Origin of the sequence: Legionella antarctica (assembly GCF_011764505.1) — a bacterium.
Taxonomy (GTDB): Bacteria; Pseudomonadota; Gammaproteobacteria; order Legionellales; family Legionellaceae; genus Legionella; species Legionella antarctica.
In genome coordinates this window covers 637,508-653,035 of sequence record NZ_AP022839.1, presented here as the reverse complement: position 1 = coordinate 653,035, position 15,528 = coordinate 637,508, and the positions used below count along the sequence as shown (strand labels likewise).

Genomic DNA, 15,528 nt, shown 5'->3' with positions numbered 1-15,528 from the left:
AAGAATTTCTGATGAAAAAGGATTATTATTGATTAATTTCATCGTTCCATAATCTGCGAAGAGTTCAGACATAGAACTAACCTCGTATAGCGATCCTGGATTAACTCTTTAATTGGTGAGTTCATAGCATTTTATTACCTCTAACAGCGAGTTCCAAATAAAGCAGCATCAGGGGTAAATACAAATGCCCCATACTCCGTTGTGCTAATGCGGGGCTATCACCACAACTTTATCCGCAAAAACGCTGGCTTGGTTCTTCGACTTCTTGTTTAGCGCAACTTTCAGCCTGTGTACCTCTGTCTGGCTGAGTAAAAAAGCGAATATTGGTATTATAAGAATCACTTTTAGAGTCTGCTTTCATAAGTGCTGCGACTTGGGGGTATGACTCCAATAAAGTTCTACCTTGAGCGATAATAAAAGAATCTTTAGAGCGAGCAATCATTGACAGATAATGAGCTGCGGTTTGTAAATCAGCAGGCACTTTCGAATTGACTAAAATCTCAGCTGCGGCTAACATCGCATTAGTACAACCCATGGTAGCAGCTTGTCTCATCATCTGTTTATACTGAGGTGATGTTGGGGCATGAATTTGCGCTAAGCGATACAAATCCAAGGGATTCGCCTTAGCGAGAGCCCTCATTTTAGGTAGTTTTTCAACTACGGCTTGCTTCAACGCATAATCATCAGGCGACTGATGTAACTGGGTCACTAAAGTAACAAATTCATGACTTGAATTTAATAGGTTCGCCATATCTCCACCTTCCCCTATAGTTTTTGTTATTCACAGAATAAATAATCCAGATTAAGGCATGATTAAGTTGAGACAGTTTTACATTTTTTTTACACTCTAAGGGCGATACTTTCGTTTAATTTTTTCGGCTTTGTTAAAACGGAATAAGCATGAATTCCTATCAAAACAACAGATGAAGCACTTAAATGCCTCCTGAAATAATTTTGAATAGTCCTTTCTAAATGGTGTTTTTAATATAGTTGCTATTTTTGTTTTTGCAAATTAATGAGGCTCGACTTTAGCCAATTATGCAGCCAAAGCCAGTTGATAAATCAATAAGTTAGCAGTTTTTTCGGTTATTTTTAAAGAATCCGTATTATTTTCGTAATTTTTAGACATTGAAAAATACATCTTCACCCAGATTGATCTTCTTATGGCTGTAATAATGTCGACTAAGGTGAGCTCGCCCTTTTTGTCATACCATGATGTAGTTTCTTGCACTAACAATTTTTTAGTTTCATGCATTTTAATGGCAACCAGTACCAATATCGAAAGTAGTCCCATAAGCAGAGGGGTAGTTCTTGCAATAGCCTTATCTGACCACTGACGCTGTGTTTCAATGCCTAAGTGGGCACGGGTTTCTTCAAAGGTAACTTCAATGTTCCAGCGTAAAACAAACCACTCAATAATTTGTGTCGGTGAATTTTCCGTATTGGTGCTGAAAAATGTCTCCGCCTCATTCTTACCATCGGGTGTTTTAACAAGCACTATGCGTAGCCTTATTGGTGGAACGCCTGCATGATACCATAGGCATTCAAAGGTTAAGCACTCAATAGTTTTTTGTTCACCACCATACCACTTTACCTGAAGTGTATCCCATGTCTTAGTATCTACTAGTAATTCCTTGAGCCGGATACGCTGTCCTTTAATTTGATTTCTTCCACGCTTTCCCGCTGGCTTGACCTCAGGAAATTCAAATAACTGCGCATCCATTCGTACTCTGGATATGAGTGTTGCACCATTTTTTATACAGACTTTTGCAAGGGCCATACAAGCATAGGCGCCATCACCAACCAAAATCCAAGGGGTACGGTGCAACCATCGGCTGACACAACGCACCATTTGTATGGTCCAGTCTATCGATGTTTTGTGTCTTTTTCCTGAGGCCTCATCTGACTTTTTTGATGGTGAAAGGATAACCATAAAAGGCAAAGCCCATGGTCTTTTACACCAAGGAAGCGGTACTATCAAGGTCATGCATTCCCATTTCAAACCAAAACAAATAACCACCCGTGATTGGCTGGACGCAACAGCATCACGGTATGCTCCTTTGGCTTTGATGTTCTTTCCGCGTCGGCGCTCCAGTGTTTCATCAACAGCAACAATCTTGGGCCATGATTCAGGAAGCAGTGTGATTAAAAGACCAAATAAAATTTTGCTGGCAGTTAAACCACTCCATTGTGTACGACTCAATACACGATGATATTTTGAGAAATTTTTAACCTCGCTTAAGCCCATAACACGTAAAATACTCGTAATACGCCTTGCCCCTCGACAAAGGATGGCACCAATGAAAAGCGTATTGATATTGTTCCAGGTAGGACGTGTAAATAAAGGTGCAAAAGCAGCTAAAACGGATATAATCTCGGGTGTCATTGTTGAGCAACTCCTTGTACCTTATTGTTTTTGCGAACATCAAGATACTCGCTTTATCCGCTTTAGCAATTTTTTTAAATAGGAGTCATCCCGCTCTTGGCCTCACACCACGAACATACAGAACAAAAATCAACATGAAACGATGGAGTATTGCCGACATGGTGAATATTGGCCGCAAGTTGTTCGCCAAAATTCACAAACAAAAACATCATGCAAACCCTAATCACGACGTGCATTTCATGGCACGAGAAATAGATGATTGGCTGGTGCGGGGTGTTGAATCCATGGTGAATGGCAGCTATACACCGCGCCATCTTAAGCGCCATTATTTTCCAGATGAAATGGTTGATCAGCTGCATTTATCGGACAGGATTTTCCAAAATATTTTGCTCAAACAAATAAAACCTACCTTCCCTTACGTGATGAACCCCAATTGCTACCATCTTCATGGACCAAGTGGTGTACGGCTTGCCACGCGGCGTATCCGGCAAGTGCTTTTGGAAAAAAAACCACAATACATCATCCGCGCTGACATCAAATCGTTTTACAAGTCCATCCCGCATCACCAATTGATTCAAGATATCAAAAAGCACTATAACGATCTCAATGTCCAATCCATGCTAGAACAAATTATTATCAATCCCATTGAAACCCCTCGCGGATATAAAAATCCCGATCAGGGAATTGCGCTACGTGGGCCGCTGTCTCAGTTTTTTAGTGGCATTTATTTAAAGCCATTGGATGATGCCTTCAATTCGATGGATGTAACCTATATCCGGTATCAGGATGACATTCTTATTCTGTGCCAAACCAGCCGTCAGCTTAACCGTTGCAAACAGCGCATGATGGAGGTGTTGCATGAAAGACGGCTCAGTTTATCGCGCAAAAAGACACGCATAGGCAACATTGAGAAAGGATTCCACTTTCTCGGAATACACTATCCTGGGACGCAAACCCAGGATAACACCCATGTGATACAGGCAAATGATAGAGCAGTTATCCCGGCGGGTACTGCGCAAAATCTAACCTCATTGTGGGGGGGGGTACAGAGATTGCAATTAATCATCAAACGCCTGGGCTTGACACTATTGTCCCGCACGCAAGGACGTTACGAAAAGCACGAGAGCAGATTAATCTTATGGTCAAAGATGGGGTGTCTCCCAAAAAGATCAGAAGGTACCTACATCTCTGGGTCATGTGGTGGGTAAGAACAACAGAAAGTTGGCAGTACCAGGAGCTACTTGAATGGTTTTTAAATGTGTGCTGGGATTTTAGCCCGGCGGCCTATGCCGCCGGTCTGCTCACGCACGCCATTAAAAAATACGGTTATCAATCTCAAGCCCAGGTTTTGTCGGCTCCAGGTTTTTACGCGACTGCGTGAGATCTAATGTTCTTACTTCATCAAGGCGGATTATAGCCGCCAAATCATCCGGCGCCGCCGAAAGCGTCCAACCCCCACGGCCCCGCCGCGCCCACCCCACGCCCCGCCCTAATTAATGCAAAATCAACCGCAAGCCCGGAAGAATCAGAAATAACCAAGGGGAACCACGATTCGCCTTTGTTTGTATTATAATTGTGGAACGCTAACTTACGGGGTAATTTGTCCTCATTAAACTGAGGTGTTGGGTCAAACGAGCGGTCTTTACGGCAATATTCATTAGCCACATGGACTGGAACATCGCGCTGCTCTTTTCCAACCTCCATCCATGCCGCCTTCATGGCGTCACAATTCTGGGAGCTCTCCCAGTTATCATAACCATCAATATAATTGTTCAGTGCTGTTTTGAGTGGGGTTAAGTCAAAATGCTTTGAATTCTTAACCTCGACCCCATGTTGCTTATAGGTTAACCCATTGCTCTCTATCGCTTCGCAGCGCTTTAGCATCGCCGCTTTTGTATTCTCGTCCATATGCGATTCAAGCATCCGGCACATATGCTTGTCCTTTGCCCAATAAGCGTATTCATACGCTGAAATATTGGTAAAGGTTCGACCTGAATAGTCGGTCACTGTGCCTCGTTCAAGTAATAACTCCTGGAGCTGGTGGGGATTTTTTTTCCTTATTGTAAATATTTTTTCTGCATGGTCTTGCTTTCCATGAGCCACAAACTCCAGGAATTTGGATAAAATGGCAGGGGGTTGAAATAAGGTTCGGGTATGTTTATCTAATATAGCATTCGTTTTGGCTTTTATCGAAGGTAGGTGACCCGAAATTTCCTTTCCTATCTCTGAAGGTAAATCGTAGATTGATTTTTTCATACCCATTCTCTCTTAATAATAATTCACATATTATAACCAGTATCACAAAAAAAGTACATAGTGAATTTATATTTATCATTTCGAATTCCATGCTATGGTTGAGGCGAGGTGAGTAGAATTGGGTTCGATATATTGCTTGAGGTTTTAAATTATCTCATAGCAGGTTTTGGAAAATGGCCAAAGTCCAGTGAGGGATATTTAATTGTTTTGCTACTTCCAGCGATTATCGTAAAACGACCAGCCTAAATGGAACAACATATGGGCTAATATTGCTGAGAGTATCCCATATTGCCAAAATAAAAAGCCAAACACTAATGACGGCCATAGATAAAGTAATAAAAGGGAATAAACCAAGCGTCGCGTAGTCAAACATCCTGCCGCGAGATAAGCTGGAATTTGCCCTACTCCAAACACCACGCCACTAAATACTATGGATATCCAAATCATAATTTGATTATGCTGCTGGGAAAAAAACAGGACAAAAAAAGCAATTAAATTCATTAAGCCCCAGCGTGCGATTACTTCCTCGACAACACCATAGAGGACACAACCATCTATACCCAAAGCGTGACGAAGATTTGCCATTACTCTAAAACTGTGATCATCCAAAATACTTGCTACAACACCATAATAAAGACCTAAAAACACGATTAAACTCAACAGAGAGTATAATAAGGTAGGCAATAAAATATGGGAAAATGCTCCTAATCCTGCTTTTCCCAGTAAAAGAGCTTCAAGCAAAGGAGCATGCAAACCGGTGCGTAACGATAGAGCCGTTCCAGCTAGACTCATTACAAATACCATAAACAAGGTTTGCAGAATCGCAAAGCGACTCATTCTTTTTTTTAATTCATCCGTATTATTGGACAACAAAAAATACATTAGCCGCTTCATTGCAATAAATGCACCAGGCAAAGAAACGCCAAATAAAACAATAATTAATGGCCAGTTGATTATCATTTTTTGTCCTTAAGTAACACACTATAGAAAAATCCATCCATCCCATGTTCCCCGGGTAAAATCTGTTGACCATGGCCTGTTGGCCTCCCCCACGATCCCTTATTTTTTATCAACGTGCAATCGGCTTGTGTTGCTACAAAACCAGCTATTTGCTTTTCGTTTTCTTCAGCAATAATTGAGCAGGTAGCATAGACTATCAAACCACCAGGAGCGAGCAAGGGCCATAAGGAACGCAACATAGAGTATTGAATTTTAGAAACGGCTACAATCTCCTCGTCAGTACGTAACAGCTTAATATCTGAATGGCGCCGAATCACTCCGGTGGCAGAGCAAGGTGCATCTAATAAAATACGATCAAAAGGTTTTCGATCCCACCAGCGCTCAGGAAATAAAGCATCCCCTTGTAACAAGGTGGCTGCCAAATGCAATCGCTCTAAATTCTCGCTGACTCTTTTGAGTCTTTTAGGATCAACATCCAGAGCTAGACACGCTTCAAGATTGGGTTCAGACTCCAAAATGTGACAGGTTTTACCTCCTGGAGCACAACAGGCATCTAATACACGTTGGCCAGGCTTTAAGTCTAATAAAGACACCGCTAGTTGCGCAGCCCCATCTTGTACTGATACTTGCCCCTCTTTGAAGCCCGGAAGACTATATACATCACAAGGAGACTTTAAAGTAATACCCGCTGTGGCTACAGGATGTGTCTCAGCTTCAATATCAGCCTCTTGTAAGACATCCAGGTACTCAGCTACTGAATTTTTTCTAAGATTGACCCTTAGGGTCATTGGTGGATGAGCATCATTGGCCTGCGCGATGTTCTGCCAGTCATTTGGCCAATCCGATTTTAAATGTTTAAGCAGTCCTTGGGGTTGGCCATATACAAACGCTTTATTATTAGCCAGAGTTGCCAGAATCTCCTGTTGTTTGCGACAGAAATTTCTTAAAACAGCGTTAACCAGGCCCTTAGCCCATCCTTTTTTTATTTTTTCAAGTAGGGCCACGGTTTCCTTAACTACGGCATAATCAGGTATATTCATGTAATGCAGTTGATAAAGACCAATTAACAAAGCGATCCAAACCTCTGTCTCTTTAGGTTTCTTTTCTAGTAAACAATTGGCTATAGCCTGCAATCGAAAATAATGGCGACAAAAACCAAAGCAAATTTCTTTGGTCATGGGAGATACATTTGCAGATGGGGGCATCAACTGAGATAGAGAAACCTTATCTACTAGTAACCCCGTAAGAATTTTCAGGGCATGAAGTCTTTCATTACTTTTCATTGCAATACCAAGTTGGTATGCAACTGTTTTTTACCGGAGTTTAACCAATCTGCTACAGAAATTGCTTTAGCCCCTGGAAACTGAATCTTTGTTACTAACAAACCGTCATTTCCTGTAGCGACCAACATTCCTTTTTTGTCTATGCTTATAACAGTTCCTGGTGCTTGCGAGCACTCCATTTCAATTACCTGGCCTTGATGAATACGAAGTATATCCTCACCAATAACAGCATAAGCAATAGGCCAGGGATTAAATGCACGAATCTGTCTATCAATTCTCAAGGCAGAGTCTTGCCAATTAATATGCGCATCTTTTTTATCTATTTTACCCGCATAAGTTGCCAACTCATTATTTTGTACCTCGTGTAGAGCCTGATTAGTAGCAAGTGCGTCTAAGGTAGCCAGTAATGGCTTTGCTGAAATCAGGGCTAAACGATCATGCAGACTGCCGGCAGTATCTGAGGTACTAATCGGACACTTTGCTTTATAAAGCATATCGCCCGTATCCATCCCTGCATCCATTTGCATCAAAGTGACGCCTGATTCACAATCACCATGCAAAACAGCGTGTTGGATGGGTGAGGCTCCGCGCCATCGAGGAAGTAAAGAGGCATGGACGTTAATACAGCCTAATCGGGGAATTTCCAGAACAGCTCGCGGTAAAATCAATCCATAAGCAATGACCAGCAAAACATCAGGTTTTAAAAGAGCAAGTTCGGAAATAGATTCTGGGGTTTTAAAATTAAGAGGCTGATAGACAGGAATTTGATGCTCCAATGCCCATTCCTTTACAGCAGAAACCTGCAATTTACGGCCGCGACCTGCCGGACGATCCGGTTGAGTATAAACGGCCTTAATTTGATGTAACGATTGCAATAAGGCATCAAGACAAGGTAAACCAAATTCAGGAGTCCCTGCAAATATGATATTCAAACCACTCATGATTTTCTAGTAGCTTGATGTCGCTTGAATTTATCCAATTTTCTCCGTGCCATGGCTCTTTTTAGAGGAGATAGTAAATCAACAAATAATTTTCCGTTTAAATGATCAATTTCATGCTGCAAACATTCAGCAAGCAGACCATCGGCACTGAGTTCAAAAGGCTTGCCAAGACGATCCAGCGCTTTAACTGTAACTTTCTCCGCTCGAATCACTTTGTCATAAGCTCCAGGAACAGATAAACATCCCTCATCAAACTCTTTCTGACCTGAGGAAGATGTAATTTCTGGATTAATAATCACCAGTTGTTCTGCTTTATCCCCAATAATGTCGATTACAGATAAACGCATACTGACACCAATTTGGGGCGCAGCAAGGCCAACTCCCCTGGCATGATACATAGTATCAAACATGTCATCGATTAAAGTTTGCAGATTATCATCAAAAATTTCGACTTTTTTTGCAATTTTTCTTAATCGTTCGTCAGGTAAATAAAGAATCTTACGAATAGCCATCGGGTGTCTGGTTCTCCACATTATAATCATGATATTATCCCTCATATACAGTAATGCTGCAAGATGTCACTGCTTAACAAAGGAATGGTGCATGAGATTTTTTCTCCTCTTTTTCTGTTTCACATTATCCTCCGCAAACCATGCATTAAGTCTTAGAGCAGATTTTCCCCCAAGATATGTAGTTCAGAATGGAGACACTTTGTGGAATATTGCCAGTCGGTATCTGAAAAACCCCTGGGAATGGAAAGCATTGTGGCATGCAAACCCCCACATAAAAAATCCTAATCGCCTGTATCCCGGGGCAATCCTTATTCTGGATTACTATAAAAGCACACCTTATATCAGAGTGTTATCTAATGGCACGATTAAATTGTCTCCTGATATTCGCGCTCATCCTCTTGATGACGCCATACCACCAATCCCCTTAAATCAGATAAGGCCTTTTCTAGACGCGTCATTAATTCTGGATGAAGATGTTCTTTTTCGCGCCCCCTACGTAGTTGCCTATATGGGAGAACGCATGCTCGGAGGCCAGGGTGATGAGGTGTATGTTAAAGGATTACATCCTTCCAGAGAATTGCCACAAGGCGGGACTATTGCCTACTCCTTATTTAGAGGAGGGGAAAATTACGTTGATCCGATAAACAAAAAAATATTAGGTTTTAAAGCCGCTCTGGTTGGTTATGGTGAGCTAATAGCTGGAGGCGAACCTGCTACTGTTCTACTTACTAACATCAGAGCTGGCATAAAAATAGATGATAAGGTACTGATTAATGACAGTCCTGAATTTGACTTCACTTTCGAGCCTGCAACACCTACAAATCAAGTAAAAGGGTATATTATTGAGCTTCCCGATGGGATGCCAGACGGGAACAGCCAATCAGCTATTGGCAGTGTGGCGATAATTAGTATCGGTGCCGAGTCTGGTCTTAAATCTGGAGATGTATTGGGAATATTCAAAAAAGAACGAGTAATCCCAGATTCCAAACATCATCTTATCCCGATAGTTCTTCCTCCAGAACGTATTGGTGAGGCAATGATTTTTCGAGTGTTCACCAAGACCAGTTTTGCTTTGATTGTTCGCTCCACGCGCCCCGTTTACTTACATGATGTTGTGTCTAACCCATGAAAAACTTACGCTACTACCTCGCTTTAAACAGAATGAATCAAATTGGTCCGCGCACAGTGGCTAAACTGGAAAAACGCTGGCCTGATTTGTACAATATGTTTCAACTGTCAACCCAGGAACTGGAAAGTGCCGGGTTACCTCCCCTACTGGCTCAAACGATAACCCGCTTTGATTTAAATCAAGTTGATGCTGATTTAAATTGGTTAGAGGAAGGAGATGATCATCATTTACTAACCTGGAACTGCAAAAACTACCCGGATCTGTTAAAAGAAATTGCTGACCCACCGGTAGTTCTATACGCCAAGGGGCAATTATCTTGTCTGGATCAATCCAAATTAGCTATTGTAGGGAGTCGTAATCCCTCAGTGACCGGAAGTGAAAATGCACGACAGTTTGCGAAAGAGCTTTCTCTCCACCCTATTACCATTGTAAGCGGTTTAGCTTTGGGTATTGATGCCCAGGCACACATAGGGTGTTTGGAGGCATATGGTCAAACTATAGCCGTTTTAGGAACAGGAATAGATTGCATTTACCCACGTCGCCACTTAAAACTAGCTGAGCAAATCGCCCAAAATGGCTTGTTGATATCTGAGTTTCCGTTAAAAAGCCCACCAATTGCTGGACATTTTCCACGCAGAAATCGTATAATAAGCGGCTTATCATTGTGCATTTTGGTTGTTGAGGCGGCAATTAAGAGCGGTTCCTTAATTACAGCAAGAATGGCTTTGGAACAAAACAGAGATGTTTTAGCTATTCCCGGTTCGATTCATAACCCTCTAGCTCGTGGCTGTCACCACTTGTTACAGCAAGGAGCTAAACTTGTGACTTCTGTTAAAGACGTTCTTGACGAACTAAGAATAGAACATCACCAGTTAACTAGTGATAAACCTATTTTTTCCCTTGCCAGCGGGAACGAAAACCTAGTAAAGTTCATTGGCTTTGAAATGACAAGTGTCGATCAAATCATAATGCGCAGTGGGTGCAGTGTGGAACAAGTCACTGGTGAGCTTGCAAAATTAGAATTACTGGGAACAATTATGTCGGTCCCTGGCGGCTATATGAGGTGTTAATATGAAAGATAACTTATTTGAAATGTTATTAAATTTATTTGAAAAAAGTCTGACTCAACTTCAAAAAAGCCATAAATCCGTTGATACAGAATCAGCAGAGCACATCAACGATGAAGATATCCTACACGCTGAAGATCAGGCATTATTTATCAGATCCGCTCAACAAAAATCAACACGAATTTTCACCTACGAAGAGCAAATGAAATTGACTAAAGCCAGTTATCAATTTCTCATGCGCATGAAATTATGGAATATAATTGACATAGACGCTTTTGAAACTATCCTCAATCAATTGCAATATTCTGAATCACGAATTGTAACGTTACAGGAAACTAAATGGACTATCAGGAATGTTTTAGCAACCGATTTAGATGATGAGCAATTGACTTTTCTTGAGTGGATGCTATACCGAACAGAAGATGAACTGTCCATACATTGATAACCAGGTATCGATTTAAACATTAACTTGAATGACGATGAATCGATACAACCATTACAGAATAAGGTTTATTTCATATGAGTAAACACTTGGTGATTGTTGAATCACCCGCAAAAGCTAAAACAATTCAAAAGTACCTTGGTGACGATTACGAAGTACTCGCCTCTTATGGTCATGTTCGGGATTTACCGCCCAGAAAAGGTTCAGTTAATCCAGATCAGCAGTTTCATATGACTTACGCACCTATTGAAAAAAATGCAAGACATATCGAAACCATAGCAAAAGCCCTGAAAAAATCCGACTCACTCTTATTGGCAACTGACCCTGATAGAGAAGGTGAGGCGATATCATGGCATATTTTTGAGTTGATGAAGGAACGAAATCTGATTAAAGAAAAAGCGGTACATCGAATTTTCTTTAACGAAATTACCAAGTCTGCAATTCAGGATGCCGTAAACAACCCACGCACCATTTCAATGGATTTAGTCAACGCACAGCAAGCAAGACGTGCTTTGGATTATCTGGTAGGTTTTAATCTCTCTCCCTTGCTGTGGAAAAAAATCAGAAGGGGACTCTCAGCAGGACGGGTTCAAAGCCCTGCCCTTAGGTTGATCGTGGAACGGGAAGAAGAAATTGAACGTTTTGTCTCCCAGGAATACTGGAAAATACTTGCTCAATGCACTCATTCAAGTGCCCCTTTTGAAGCACGCTTAACTCATTATAAAGACGAGAAATTACAACAGTTCACTATTAATCACCAGGAAAAAGCCCACCAGGTAAAAGATCACCTGCTTCAACAAGCTCAAGGCCTCTTATCTGTTACCCAAATTGAAAAAAAACAACGGAAGCGAAAACCATCCCCCCCTTTTATCACCTCGACCCTGCAACAGGAGGCAGCCAGAAAACTGGGGTTTACCGCACGCAAATCAATGATGGTTGCCCAACAGCTATATGAAGGTATCGATATAGGCACAGGTACGGTGGGTCTGATCAGTTACATGCGTACTGACTCGGTGCACTTGGCTACCGAAGCAATTGATGAAATAAGAGAATACATTACGCAACGTTATGGCGAAGACAATTGTCCCCAAACGCCAAGGCTCTATAAAACAAAATCAAAAAACGCACAGGAAGCACATGAAGCTATCCGACCTACCTCCATTAAACGTTCACCAGATATGGTACAGGAAGCACTAACCACTGACCAATTCAAGCTGTACAGTTTAATTTGGAAGCGTACTTTGGCTTGTCAAATGGCAGATGCCATAATGGATACCGTTGCTGTAGATTTTAGTTGCGGCGAAGGTAATCTATTACGTGCTAATGGCTCAACAATTACTTTCCCTGGATTCCTGGCAGTCTACGAAGAAGGGCGAGATGATTCTAAAGATGAAGATAATGATGGAACTCTTTTACCTGCATTTACAGTTGGGGAAAAAGTAAAGGTCTTGGATATCCTGGCTAATCAGCATTTTACTGAGCCACCGCCAAGATATTCAGAAGCAACATTAGTTAAAGCATTAGAGGAATATGAGATTGGCCGACCATCGACCTATGCCTCCATCATTCATACTTTACAACAACGAGAGTACGTTGTTGTGGATAAGAAACGATTTTTTCCAACAGATGTGGGGCGCATAGTCAATCGTTTTTTAACTAGTTATTTTACTCGCTATGTAGACTATAAATTTACTGCAGGACTTGAAGACACCCTTGATGCAGTTGCCCGTGGGGAAAAAGAATGGATTCCGGTTCTGGAAGAGTTTTGGCAGCCTTTTATTCAACAAATTCAAAATACTGACGAGCAAGTGCAACGCAAAGATGTGACTACCGAAATATTGGACACCCAATGCCCCAAATGCCAACAACCACTATCTATTAGACTTGGGAAGCGAGGACGTTTTATAGGCTGTACCGGTTATCCTGAATGTGATTACACCCAGGATATGGGTGGTCCAGACAAAGAAAAATCAGAACCAGAAGTAATTGAAGGCAGGGGGTGCCCTCTCTGTACTAGCGCTTTGCATATTAAAACAGGTCGCTACGGTCGATTTATTGGTTGCAGTAGTTATCCGCAATGCAAACATATGGAACCTTTAGAAAAACCAGCAGATACAGGGGTGATTTGTCCCAAATGCAATCATGCAAAAATCCTGCAACGAAAATCCAGGAAAGGGAAAATCTTCTATTCATGCGGCGACTATCCCAAATGCGATTATGCTTTATGGAATGAACCTGTTGATAAACCCTGCCCTAAGTGCGCATGGCCTATATTAACAATTAAGGAAAGCAAGAAGTTTGGACGCAAGACTCTTTGTCCACAGGATGGGTGTGGGTACTCTACCAACGAAGAATAAATACCATGCATGCGACTTTAGTCTTCGAATTAAAGTCTCGCATCGGGATTAATGTGGCTGCTCGTTCATCATCTGCTCGATATAACGTCTGCATGTCAGAGGCCTATCGATATAATTGATTAAATGACGTGTCCCCCCAGTCCCGGTTATCACTAAAGCTCCATAACGCATAAGGCTACCCAAAATAGATTGGCGGATGTCTATGGTTTCAATTTTACTTAAGGGAATATCAACAGTTTGTCTCACTATAAGACCCGTCCGTAAAATAACTTGTTTTCTTTTTATCGTTATTGAAGAAAAATAATAAGTTACCCAGGTCATTGCTATCCAAAGAAGGCAAAAAAGAGCTAAAAACATGCTGGCTTGTCGAAGTTGATCGATGTATATATATATAGCAAAAGCAAAACATAAAGACACCAAGGGCCAAAAAAATATCACCCGGTGTAGTCTTGTGAAATAAATCGTATTGTTATCGATTATATTGTCTTTTTTAGTTACAGTCATTGCTCACCTTTAAGATATCCTAAAAAAATATGATATTGCACTTAGCGATAATTTGCTATTCTATACATAAAACAGTATTTAACGATAGCTCTAACTTTTGGTCATGAGTGCATGAAAACTATAAAAGGCAAAAATAATGCGTTCCATTAGTCGTTGCCTGAATAAACAACTAGCTGACCTTTGTCAGCGTTCGGTGCAGTTGGAAGAGTTATCTAATAAGGTCACTCAATTGCTTCCCGCTAATTTAGCTTTAGTCTGTCACGTTGGCAGTTTTAACAAAGGCTGTTTGATTTTAACAACCACTGATGCAGCCTGGGCATCTCAATTACGCTATGCAATTCCTGAATTACGAGACCGTTTGCGAAAAGAAGCAGGCATGTATCAACTTTCCTCAATAAAAATAAACATTACCGAATCTCCAAACCCCTACAAGAAAACCGATCAACCTAAAACCCACGAGTTATCAGAAAAAGCAAAAGCCACGATCATTAGCGAAAGTCAAAACTGCACTTACCAGCCGCTTCAAAAGGCATTACTTCATTTAGCCAAGGGGGAGGTAGATGAAGATCCTATTAAATAATATCAGTGAGCGCTCCGGAAAAACGACGCTCAACCCATTCAGGATTTAAATATTTAAAACAATCCTCTAGAAAATCGCATAATTCATCTTCTTCCAGGACATGCTCTAAACCAATAGGTTCAACATGATGATGAAAATACTCACCAAAATAAGTAATTGAAAAGTGGTAATAATCTTGAGTATGTAAAATGAAGGTATGCCACATCTCATCCAAAATGATTAGCGGACCAAAAAGATAAGTCTTTTTTTCCAGCAAACTTCTCTGCCAGCTAAGCCCCATCCAGGCTAACAAATCTTCAAACAGCTGCTGTGCATCACAGAAGGAAAATCCAGAATGAGAGTGGTAGAAATGAGTCACTACCTGCTTATTTTTATACTGAAGCAGAGCGGGTAAATCCAGACTCATTATCTACAACAGGATTTTTTAGCACTAGGTTTTTGAGTAATGTGCCGAACAATTTTACATATCATTTCTTCTTTAGTCATCATCGTTTCTCAATTTTATTTAATTGCGTAGTCTAACCTAATGTTTATAAAGGACGCAATTGGATCATTTTGTTTTCGTCAACTAACATCATATGTTGAGGGGGGATATCCTCCCAACCTTCGGAAAGATCATTAAATTTTTCAGAGGAAACGATAATGAACGAAGGCGGCCCCTCTTCTTTTATCCACTTACCCTCCTTCGCAAAAACATAGCCTTCAAGAAAATGAAAAGTGAGATTTTTTTTCTTTTCATGGGTGCAGTAACGCGTTGCTATAATTCTTTGCCCATCAGTCATACAAATATTGTAATAGGAAGGCCCTTTTTTTCCAAACTTTTTAATTATATCCCCAATTTTTAGCAAGGTTTCCTGTAACACATCTCCAACAACAGATAACTGGTTTAAATCTCTACCTTTTGCCAGTTGTAAAAATAAAGCAAAGAGATGTTCCGAGTCGGTCTCTCCTTGAATCCAATCATAAACATCATCATCTAACAAATGGCGTATGTGTCTCTTCACGGAAATAAAATTATTTATTTCTCCATTATGCATAAACATCCAGTCCCCATGAATAAACGGGTGGCAATTGAATTTGGTAACTCCACCGGAACTCGCTGAGCGAACAT

General features: G+C 41.0%; 17 protein-coding genes. 7 read left to right on the top strand and 10 right to left on the bottom strand.

All coding sequences use genetic code 11. The features are described from left to right. Positions 1 to 229: 229 nt before the first annotated feature. Together HRS36_RS03265 and HRS36_RS03260 are read right to left on the bottom strand one after the other, a co-directional pair. Positions 230 to 751 (bottom strand): type IV secretion protein Dot, encoded by a 522-nt coding sequence (locus tag HRS36_RS03265; protein WP_197933206.1) that lies wholly within the window; start codon positions 749 to 751, stop codon positions 230 to 232. A 285-nt stretch (positions 752 to 1,036) separates the two neighbouring features. Then, the gene (locus tag HRS36_RS03260; RefSeq protein ID WP_173235460.1) at positions 1,037 to 2,386 is read right to left on the bottom strand and encodes an IS701 family transposase; all 1,350 of its coding nucleotides are present in this window, start codon (positions 2,384 to 2,386) and stop codon (positions 1,037 to 1,039) included. Between the two features lie 134 nt (positions 2,387 to 2,520). Between HRS36_RS03260 and HRS36_RS03255 the strand changes: the two genes are divergently transcribed. After that, positions 2,521 to 3,594: a reverse transcriptase/maturase family protein gene (locus HRS36_RS03255; RefSeq protein WP_173235461.1), complete on the top strand. Its 1,074-nt coding sequence runs from the start codon at positions 2,521 to 2,523 to the stop codon at positions 3,592 to 3,594. Further along, complete coding sequence (locus HRS36_RS03250; RefSeq protein ID WP_173235382.1) at positions 3,582 to 3,767, top strand: hypothetical protein; 186 nt, start codon at positions 3,582 to 3,584, stop codon at positions 3,765 to 3,767. Before HRS36_RS03255 ends, HRS36_RS03250 begins: the two co-directional genes overlap by 13 nt. A 44-nt stretch (positions 3,768 to 3,811) precedes the next feature. Here HRS36_RS03250 and HRS36_RS03245 read toward each other — a convergent pair whose 3' ends face one another. The 5 genes from HRS36_RS03245 to def all read right to left on the bottom strand — a co-directional run bounded on the left by HRS36_RS03245 (position 3,812) and on the right by def (position 8,338). Next, positions 3,812 to 4,642: a hypothetical protein gene (locus HRS36_RS03245; protein ID WP_173235463.1), complete on the bottom strand. Its 831-nt coding sequence runs from the start codon at positions 4,640 to 4,642 to the stop codon at positions 3,812 to 3,814. A 210-nt stretch (positions 4,643 to 4,852) separates the two neighbouring features. Continuing rightward, positions 4,853 to 5,602 carry a CPBP family intramembrane metalloprotease gene (locus HRS36_RS03240; protein WP_173236224.1) on the bottom strand — a complete coding sequence of 250 codons (750 nt, stop codon included), beginning with the start codon at positions 5,600 to 5,602 and terminating at the stop codon, positions 4,853 to 4,855. Further along, positions 5,599 to 6,885 carry a 16S rRNA (cytosine(967)-C(5))-methyltransferase RsmB gene (gene rsmB, locus HRS36_RS03235; RefSeq protein WP_173236223.1) on the bottom strand — a complete coding sequence of 429 codons (1,287 nt, stop codon included), beginning with the start codon at positions 6,883 to 6,885 and terminating at the stop codon, positions 5,599 to 5,601. The genes HRS36_RS03240 and rsmB overlap by 4 nt, the downstream gene beginning before the upstream one ends. Further along, a complete protein-coding gene (gene fmt / locus HRS36_RS03230; RefSeq protein ID WP_173236222.1) occupies positions 6,882 to 7,826 on the bottom strand; it encodes a methionyl-tRNA formyltransferase in 945 nt (314 codons plus the stop codon). The genes rsmB and fmt overlap by 4 nt, the downstream gene beginning before the upstream one ends. Next, a complete protein-coding gene (gene def, locus HRS36_RS03225; protein WP_173236221.1) occupies positions 7,823 to 8,338 on the bottom strand; it encodes a peptide deformylase in 516 nt (171 codons plus the stop codon). The genes fmt and def overlap by 4 nt, the downstream gene beginning before the upstream one ends. A 91-nt stretch (positions 8,339 to 8,429) precedes the next feature. Between def and HRS36_RS03220 the strand changes: the two genes are divergently transcribed. The 4 genes from HRS36_RS03220 (at position 8,430) to topA (ending at position 13,333) form a co-directional block, all read left to right on the top strand. Next, a complete protein-coding gene (locus HRS36_RS03220) occupies positions 8,430 to 9,467 on the top strand; it encodes a LysM peptidoglycan-binding domain-containing protein (RefSeq protein WP_173236220.1) in 1,038 nt (345 codons plus the stop codon). Next, entirely contained in the window at positions 9,464 to 10,537 is a 1,074-nt protein-coding gene (gene dprA, locus HRS36_RS03215; protein WP_173236219.1) for a DNA-processing protein DprA, read from the top strand. The genes HRS36_RS03220 and dprA overlap by 4 nt, the downstream gene beginning before the upstream one ends. A gap of 1 nt (position 10,538) precedes the next feature. Beyond that, positions 10,539 to 10,976, top strand: a complete 438-nt coding sequence (locus HRS36_RS03210; protein ID WP_173236218.1) for a DUF494 family protein — start codon at positions 10,539 to 10,541, stop codon at positions 10,974 to 10,976. Positions 10,977 to 11,053: 77 nt separating this feature from the next. Next, positions 11,054 to 13,333 carry a type I DNA topoisomerase gene (gene topA, locus HRS36_RS03205; protein ID WP_173236217.1) on the top strand — a complete coding sequence of 760 codons (2,280 nt, stop codon included), beginning with the start codon at positions 11,054 to 11,056 and terminating at the stop codon, positions 13,331 to 13,333. 48 nt (positions 13,334 to 13,381) lie between these two features. Here the strand turns inward: topA and HRS36_RS03200 are convergent, their stop codons facing one another. Next, positions 13,382 to 13,837 (bottom strand): PH domain-containing protein, encoded by a 456-nt coding sequence (locus HRS36_RS03200; RefSeq protein WP_173236216.1) that lies wholly within the window; start codon positions 13,835 to 13,837, stop codon positions 13,382 to 13,384. Between the two features lie 136 nt (positions 13,838 to 13,973). Between HRS36_RS03200 and HRS36_RS03195 the strand changes: the two genes are divergently transcribed. Then, the gene (locus HRS36_RS03195; RefSeq protein ID WP_173236215.1) at positions 13,974 to 14,417 is read left to right on the top strand and encodes a DciA family protein; all 444 of its coding nucleotides are present in this window, start codon (positions 13,974 to 13,976) and stop codon (positions 14,415 to 14,417) included. Here HRS36_RS03195 and HRS36_RS03190 read toward each other — a convergent pair. Continuing rightward, positions 14,410 to 14,823: a glycine-rich domain-containing protein gene (locus HRS36_RS03190; RefSeq protein WP_173236214.1), complete on the bottom strand. Its 414-nt coding sequence runs from the start codon at positions 14,821 to 14,823 to the stop codon at positions 14,410 to 14,412. The two genes, HRS36_RS03195 and HRS36_RS03190, sit on opposite strands and share 8 nt — an antisense overlap. 124 nt (positions 14,824 to 14,947) lie before the next feature. After that, positions 14,948 to 15,475 (bottom strand): class II glutamine amidotransferase, encoded by a 528-nt coding sequence (locus HRS36_RS03185; protein ID WP_226905619.1) that lies wholly within the window; start codon positions 15,473 to 15,475, stop codon positions 14,948 to 14,950. Positions 15,476 to 15,528 lie beyond the last annotated feature (53 nt).

Bases quoted from the DNA above. Each gene is read 5' to 3' on its own strand.
- HRS36_RS03265 (WP_197933206.1), bottom strand. From the start codon at position 751: ATGGCGAACCTATTAAATTCAAGTCATGAATTTGTTACTTTAGTGACC.
- HRS36_RS03260 (WP_173235460.1), bottom strand. From the start codon at position 2,386: ATGACACCCGAGATTATATCCGTTTTAGCTGCTTTTGCACCTTTATTT.
- HRS36_RS03255 (WP_173235461.1), top strand. From the start codon at position 2,521: ATGAAACGATGGAGTATTGCCGACATGGTGAATATTGGCCGCAAGTTG.
- HRS36_RS03250 (WP_173235382.1), top strand. From the start codon at position 3,582: ATGTGGTGGGTAAGAACAACAGAAAGTTGGCAGTACCAGGAGCTACTT.
- HRS36_RS03245 (WP_173235463.1), bottom strand. From the start codon at position 4,642: ATGAAAAAATCAATCTACGATTTACCTTCAGAGATAGGAAAGGAAATT.
- HRS36_RS03240 (WP_173236224.1), bottom strand. From the start codon at position 5,602: ATGATAATCAACTGGCCATTAATTATTGTTTTATTTGGCGTTTCTTTG.
- rsmB (WP_173236223.1), bottom strand. From the start codon at position 6,885: ATGAAAAGTAATGAAAGACTTCATGCCCTGAAAATTCTTACGGGGTTA.
- fmt (WP_173236222.1), bottom strand. From the start codon at position 7,826: ATGAGTGGTTTGAATATCATATTTGCAGGGACTCCTGAATTTGGTTTA.
- def (WP_173236221.1), bottom strand. From the start codon at position 8,338: ATGGCTATTCGTAAGATTCTTTATTTACCTGACGAACGATTAAGAAAA.
- HRS36_RS03220 (WP_173236220.1), top strand. From the start codon at position 8,430: ATGAGATTTTTTCTCCTCTTTTTCTGTTTCACATTATCCTCCGCAAAC.
- dprA (WP_173236219.1), top strand. From the start codon at position 9,464: ATGAAAAACTTACGCTACTACCTCGCTTTAAACAGAATGAATCAAATT.
- HRS36_RS03210 (WP_173236218.1), top strand. From the start codon at position 10,539: ATGAAAGATAACTTATTTGAAATGTTATTAAATTTATTTGAAAAAAGT.
- topA (WP_173236217.1), top strand. From the start codon at position 11,054: ATGAGTAAACACTTGGTGATTGTTGAATCACCCGCAAAAGCTAAAACA.
- HRS36_RS03200 (WP_173236216.1), bottom strand. From the start codon at position 13,837: ATGACTGTAACTAAAAAAGACAATATAATCGATAACAATACGATTTAT.
- HRS36_RS03195 (WP_173236215.1), top strand. From the start codon at position 13,974: ATGCGTTCCATTAGTCGTTGCCTGAATAAACAACTAGCTGACCTTTGT.
- HRS36_RS03190 (WP_173236214.1), bottom strand. From the start codon at position 14,823: ATGAGTCTGGATTTACCCGCTCTGCTTCAGTATAAAAATAAGCAGGTA.